Origin of the sequence: Mycobacterium sp. E796, assembly GCF_001672815.1 — a bacterium.
In the GTDB taxonomy this organism is placed as follows: Bacteria; Actinomycetota; Actinomycetes; order Mycobacteriales; family Mycobacteriaceae; genus Mycobacterium.
The window spans coordinates 1-5,671 of the sequence record NZ_LZKK01000319.1 but is presented as its reverse complement, the minus strand read 5'-3'; the positions used below and the strand labels follow the sequence as shown (position 1 = coordinate 5,671).

6 protein-coding genes and 1 pseudogene are annotated in these 5,671 nt (G+C 70.2%); 4 read left to right on the top strand and 3 right to left on the bottom strand.

Annotated features, from left to right (window positions below; genetic code table 11):
• Positions 1 to 118 precede the first annotated feature (118 nt).
• Positions 119 to 697 (top strand): carboxymuconolactone decarboxylase family protein, encoded by a 579-nt coding sequence (locus tag A5706_RS25405; RefSeq protein ID WP_068137126.1) that lies wholly within the window; start codon positions 119 to 121, stop codon positions 695 to 697.
• Here A5706_RS25405 and serS read toward each other — a convergent pair.
• Positions 694 to 1,947, bottom strand: a complete 1,254-nt coding sequence (serS, locus tag A5706_RS25400) for a serine--tRNA ligase (RefSeq protein ID WP_068137123.1) — start codon at positions 1,945 to 1,947, stop codon at positions 694 to 696. The genes A5706_RS25405 and serS overlap by 4 nt on opposite strands.
• Before the next feature lie 113 nt (positions 1,948 to 2,060).
• On the opposite strand from serS, the gene A5706_RS25395 reads away from it, so the two are divergent.
• The 3 genes and pseudogenes from A5706_RS25395 to A5706_RS34560 all read left to right on the top strand — a co-directional run bounded on the left by A5706_RS25395 (position 2,061) and on the right by A5706_RS34560 (position 4,035).
• Entirely contained in the window at positions 2,061 to 3,431 is a 1,371-nt protein-coding gene (locus tag A5706_RS25395; protein WP_068137118.1) for a septum formation family protein, read from the top strand.
• Positions 3,432 to 3,435: 4 nt separating this feature from the next.
• Positions 3,436 to 3,835: pseudogene (locus A5706_RS25390) on the top strand (metallopeptidase family protein).
• Positions 3,835 to 4,035, top strand: a complete 201-nt coding sequence (locus A5706_RS34560) for a hypothetical protein (RefSeq protein ID WP_082964613.1) — start codon at positions 3,835 to 3,837, stop codon at positions 4,033 to 4,035. Before A5706_RS25390 ends, A5706_RS34560 begins: the two are co-directional and overlap by 1 nt.
• On the opposite strand, the gene A5706_RS25385 is transcribed toward A5706_RS34560, so the two are convergent.
• Together A5706_RS25385 and pheA are read right to left on the bottom strand one after the other, a co-directional pair.
• Positions 4,012 to 4,698 carry a histidine phosphatase family protein gene (locus A5706_RS25385; protein WP_068137115.1) on the bottom strand — a complete coding sequence of 229 codons (687 nt, stop codon included), beginning with the start codon at positions 4,696 to 4,698 and terminating at the stop codon, positions 4,012 to 4,014. The two genes, A5706_RS34560 and A5706_RS25385, sit on opposite strands and share 24 nt — an antisense overlap.
• Positions 4,695 to 5,651, bottom strand: coding sequence for a prephenate dehydratase (gene pheA / locus A5706_RS25380; protein ID WP_068137112.1), 957 nt, complete (start codon positions 5,649 to 5,651; stop codon positions 4,695 to 4,697). The genes A5706_RS25385 and pheA overlap by 4 nt, the downstream gene beginning before the upstream one ends.
• Positions 5,652 to 5,671 lie beyond the last annotated feature (20 nt).

The following is a 5,671-nucleotide window of genomic DNA, read 5'->3' as shown; positions in this document are numbered from 1 at the left end:
CCGGCCGAGCAGGTCGAGGGCGGCCATCAGCGGGCGCCCCGTCGTCGACCCGCGGACCGGCGTGCCCGGGCGCGCCGCCGATTGACGTTTCGATTTCCGTAACGTAGTTTGTTCCTTCATGGTTACGGAAATAGTAACGCCCCGGGTCGGCGCGCTCGAACCACCCTATGAGCCCGCGGTGGCCGCCCAGCTGGACAAGATGATGCCGCCGGGCGTCCCACCGATCGCATTGTTTCGGACCGTGGTGCGCAACCTGCCCATGGCAGCGGCGATGACGCTGTGGGGCAGCTACGAGCTGAGCCGCGCGCTGTCGCTGTCGTTGCGCGACCGCGAGATCGTCATCGACCGCACCTGCGCGCGTTGTGGGTGCGAGTACGAATGGGGCGTGCACATCGCCTTTTTCGCGGAAAAGGCGCGGTTCGACCGCAGCCAGGTCCGTTCCCTGACCCACGGGGGTCCCGACGACCCGTGCTGGACCGCCGAGCGCGATCGGCTGTTGATTCGCGCGGTCGACACGCTGTACGACCACCGCGACATCGGCGACGCCCTGTGGGCGGCGCTGCGCGACGAATTCGACGAACGCGAGATTCTCGACCTCACCATGCTCTGCGGCTGGTATCACGCGATCAGCTTCACCGCGCGCGCCGCCCGCGTGCCGCTGGAGGCGGGCAGCCCCACCTTCGCCGACGTCGGTTAAGGCTCCAGTAGCTCGGTGCCTACGAACGGCGCCAGCGCCGCCGGCACCCGCACGCTCCCGTCGGGCCGCTGGTGGTTCTCCAGGATCGCCACCAGCCACCGGGTGGTTCCGAGCGTGCCGTTGAGCGTGGCGGCGGTCTGCGGCTTGCCGTTGTCGTCGCGGTAGCGCGTCGCCAGTCGTCGCGCCTGGAACGTGGTGCAGTTCGACGTCGACGTCAGCTCGCGGTAGGTGCCCTGCGTGGGAACCCATGCCTCACAGTCGAATTTGCGCGCCGCCGACGAGCCGAGGTCTCCCGCGGCCACGTCGATCACCCGATACGGCACCTCGATCAAGGCCAGCATCTCGCGCTGCCAACCCAGCAGGCGCTGATGTTCGGCCTCGGCATCGTCGGGGGTGCAGTAGACGAAGCCCTCCACCTTGTCGAACTGGTGCACCCGGATGATGCCGCGGGTGTCCTTGCCGTAGCTGCCGGCCTCCCGCCGGAAGCACGAGGACCAGCCCGCGTAGCGGCGGGGCCCGCCGGACAGGTCCAGGATTTCGTCGGAGTGGTAGCCGGCCAGCGGTACCTCGGAGGTCCCCACCAGGTAGAGGTCGTCGGCCTCGACCCGGTACACCTCCTCGGCGTGGGCGCCCAGAAATCCGGTGCCCGCCATCACCTCCGGGCGCACCAGCACCGGGGGGATCATCGGGACGAAGCCGTTTTCGACGGCCAGCCGCAGCGCCAGCTGCAGCAGGCCGAGCTGCAACAGGGCGCCCCGGCCGGTCAGGAAGTAGAACCGCGAGCCGGCCACCTTGGCGCCGCGCTGCATGTCGATGAGGCCCAGCGACTCGCCGAGTTCCAGGTGGTCCTTGGGGTTTTCGATCGTCGGCGGCTCGCCGACGACGTCCAGCACCCGGTAGTCGTCCTCGCCGCCGGCGGGCACCCCGTCGATGACCACGTTCGAGATCGCCATGTGTGCCGCGGTGAACGCCGCCTCGGCGTCGGCCTGCGCGGCTTCCGCGGCCTTCACCTGCTCGGCGAGCTCCTTGGCGCGCTGCAGCAGGCTCGGGCGCTCCTCGGGCGATGCCGCGCCCACGCTCTTGCTGGCGGCCTTCTGTTCGGCGCGCAGGCCGTCGGCGGCCGAAATCGCCGAGCGGCGCGCGGCGTCGGCGGCCAGCAGGGCGTCCACGAGGGCCGGGTCCTCGCCACGGCTGACTTGCGAACGGCGCACGGCATCGGGGTCTTCCCGGAGCAGCTTCAGGTCGATCACGGCCCCGACACTACTTTTGCTGCCTCGACGAGATGGCAGAGCACCCCGCCAACGCGGGGCCCCACATACCACATCAGTAACTTTTGTCACGTCACTCAGGGGGTCCTGTCAGAATGGAGCCGATGTCGCAAGCGCCGGAGAAGGAAGTTTCGGAAGCCAGCGCCTCCAGTTCGGAGAACGCCGGCTCCCGCGACGACGCGACGAAACAGCCGCCGAGCAGCTTCCGCTGGCCGCGCGGGTTGCAGGCGACGGCGACCAGGCGGGCGCTGTTGCTGACCGCGCTCGGCGGCCTGCTGATCGCCGGACTGGTCACCGCGATCCCGGTCGGCGGCGGCCCGGGGCGCCTGGCCGGCTACATCGACCCGGTGCCCAGCACCGGAACCAAGAGTGACGCCGCGTTCAACCGCGCCAAGGGCGGCGACTGCCTGATGTGGCCGGACGCCACCCCAGAGTCCGCGAGCATCGTCAACTGCACCGAGGATCACAAGTTCGAGGTCGCCGAGTCCGTCGACATGCGGACCTTCCCCGGCTCGGAGTACGGGCCCAGCGCCGCTCCCCCGTCGCCGGCACGGATCCAGCAGATGACCCAGGAACAATGCGAGCCCGCGGTCCACAACTACCTGGGAGCCAAGTTCGATCCCAACAGCAAGTTCATGGTCAGCCTGCTGTGGGCCGGTGACCGAGCCTGGCGCCAGTCCGGTGACCGCCGCATGCTGTGCGGGCTGCAACTCCCGGGTGGCAACAATCAGCAGCAGGCGTTCAAGGGCAAGGTCGCCGACGTGGACCAGTCCAAGATCTGGCCGACCGGCACCTGCCTGGGCATCGACCCGGCGATCAACCAGCCCACGGATGTCCCGGTCGACTGCGCGACGCCGCACGCGATGGAAGTCACCGGCACCGTGAACCTGGCCGAGAAGTTTCAAGGTCCGCTGCCCGCCGAGCCCGACCAGGACGGCTTCATCAAGGACGCGTGCACCAAGATGACGGACGCGTACCTGGCGCCGACCAAGCTGCGCACCACCACCCTGACGCTGATCTACCCGACCGTGTCGTTGCCGAGTTGGTCGGCGGGTAGCCGCGAGGTCGCGTGCAGCATCGGCGCCACGCTGGGCAACGGCGGCTGGGCGACGCTGGTCAACAGCGCCAAGGGCAAGCTGCTGATCAACGGCCAGGCGCCGATCGCCCCACCCGACATTCCCGAGGAGCGGCTGACGATGCCGCCGATCCCGGTTCAGGCGCCGAGCCAGCCCACCCAGGCCAGCACCGCGCCCGACGCCATACCGCCGAACAACCAGCACCTGCCCGGGCAGCAGCCGGTCACGACGCAACCGCAAGCGCCCGCAACGCAGGCCCCGGCCCCGCAGGACGTCCCGCCCCCACAGGACGGCGGGGCGGCCCCACCGGCCAACCCGGCGCCGCAGGCGCCCAACCCGCCGGCGGATGCGCCACAGCCCGCGCCGGCTGAACCGGCCCCGGCGGGCTAGCCGCGTGCCCGTGCGGATGGATCCGCGCCGGTTCGACGAGCTGGTCTCCGATGCGCTCGACCTGATCCCGCCCGAATTGGCCGCCGCGATGGACAACGTCGTCGTGCTCGTCGAAGACCGCCACCCCGAGGACGCCGAACTGCTCGGGCTGTACGAAGGGGTGGCGCTGACCGAGCGTGACTCGGACTACGCCGGCTCGTTGCCGGACGCCATCACGATCTACCGCGAGGCGCTGTTGGACGTCTGCGACTCCGACGACGACGTCGTCGAGGAGGTCGCGATCACGGTGATCCACGAAATCGCCCATCACTTCGGCATCGATGACAACCGGCTGGAGGAACTGGGCTGGGCCTGACGGGCGCGGCAACCCGATTTCGCCGGGACCGGATGTTATGAACGGTTGATGAGCGCTGAGTGCCGCGAGTGCCGGGCGGGCTTAGATCACTGCCACGGCACCATCATTCGTCATTCGTTGCACCGATGGGAATGCACCGAGCCGGACTGCGACAGCCCCGAGCTGGTGGTGCACACGTTCGTCGTCGACTGCGACGCCGTCGGCTGCGCGTGTGCGGAAGAGTCGTCAGCCCATCGGATCGGTGCTTGAGCTCACCGCGTCGGCGACCGGGCTCGCGTCCGCCTGGGGGTAGAACGGCGGCGTCAGGGCCCCCCAGCGCACGCAGCTCCACCGCCCGTCGGTGATCGGGGCCAGCACCACCGAATCGGCGTTCTCGAGGTGGTTGTCCAGCGCGAAATTGCTGTCCACCCCGGCCAGGACCGCGGAGGCCAGCCGGATCGCCGCGCCGTGGCTGACGACGACGATGTCGCCGTTCCAGTCGTCGTCGTCGAGGTAGCGCAGCCGCAGCTCGGTGAGCACCGGCACGTAGCGGTCCAGGACGTCGTTGCCGGTCTCCCCGCCCGGCAGGGGCACGTCGAGATCGCCGCGATGCCACTGCTCGTAGATCGCGTTGAATTCCGCGACCGCCTCGTCGTCGCTGCGGTCTTCCAGCTTGCCCACCTGCACCTCGTGAATGCCGGTGAATTGCACGGCGCCCAGGTCGAGTTCGGCGCCGATCACCTCGGCCGTCTGCGACGCCCTCGTGGCCACGGAGTGCGCGAGCATCGCCGGGCGCCCCGAGCCGCGGGCGAAAGCGCGGGCCTGGTCGCGGCCCAACGGCGTCAGCTCCGCCCCGGGCGGCCGGGTGTCTAGCCGGCGCTCGACGTTGCCGTAGGACTGCCCGTGCCGCAACAGCACCAAGCGACCGCTCATCGCTCCGACCCCCCGGTCTCGAAACTCTGCTCGGGCTTACCTTCGCGCAGCCGCGCGAGCCAGCGCGCCGCCTCGTCGGCCGGCGGTGGCAGCACCCCGGCGGCCGATCCCGTCGGCCAGGAACCCAGGTATCTCACATCCGCACAACGACGGTGCAGCGCCTTGAGTGCCTCGGCGACCGCGCCATCGTCGATGTGGCCGACACAATCGGCGAAGAACAGGTAGGTTCCGAGTTCCGTTCTGGTCGGCCGGGATTCGATCCGGGTCAGGTCGATGCCGCGGATGCCGAATTCGGCCAGCGCGGACAGCAGCGCGCCCGGCACGTTGTCGATGCGCAGCACCACCGACGTTCGATCCGCTCCGGTGCGGGCCGGCGGCGGCCCGGGCAACCCGATCAGGACGAAGCGGGTGCGGGCGTTCGGCTCGTCGACGACGCCGTCGGCCAGCGACTCCAGCCCCCAATGCTCGGCGGCCAGCGGCGAGGTGACCGCGGCGTCGGCCTGTCCTTCGGCCACCTGACGCGCCGCGTCGGCGTTGGAGTAGGCCGGCCGCAGCTCGACGCCGGGCAGGTGGGCGGCCAGCCACTGCCGCACCTGCGCCACCGCCACCGGGAACGCCGCCAGCGTGCGGACGTCGGCCGCGCCGAGACCCGCCTTGACGACGATGCTGAAGGCCACGTCGAGGGTGGTCTCGGCGAACACCTGCAGGGGCGAGCCGATCGCCAGGCTATCCAGCGTGGGTATCACCGAGCCGTCGATCGAGTTCTCGATCGGCACGCACGCGTAGTCGGCGTCGCCGTCGCGGACCGCATTCAGCGCTGCGGGCGTGCTCTCGATCGGCATCGTGCGCACGGCGCCCGGCCCCTGCTCGGGAACGAGGCCGGCGGCCGTGATTTGCAGCAGCGCCGCCTCCGTGAACGTCCCCTCGGGACCGAGGTATGCGATGCGGACCACGCCCCAACCCTAACGGCGCG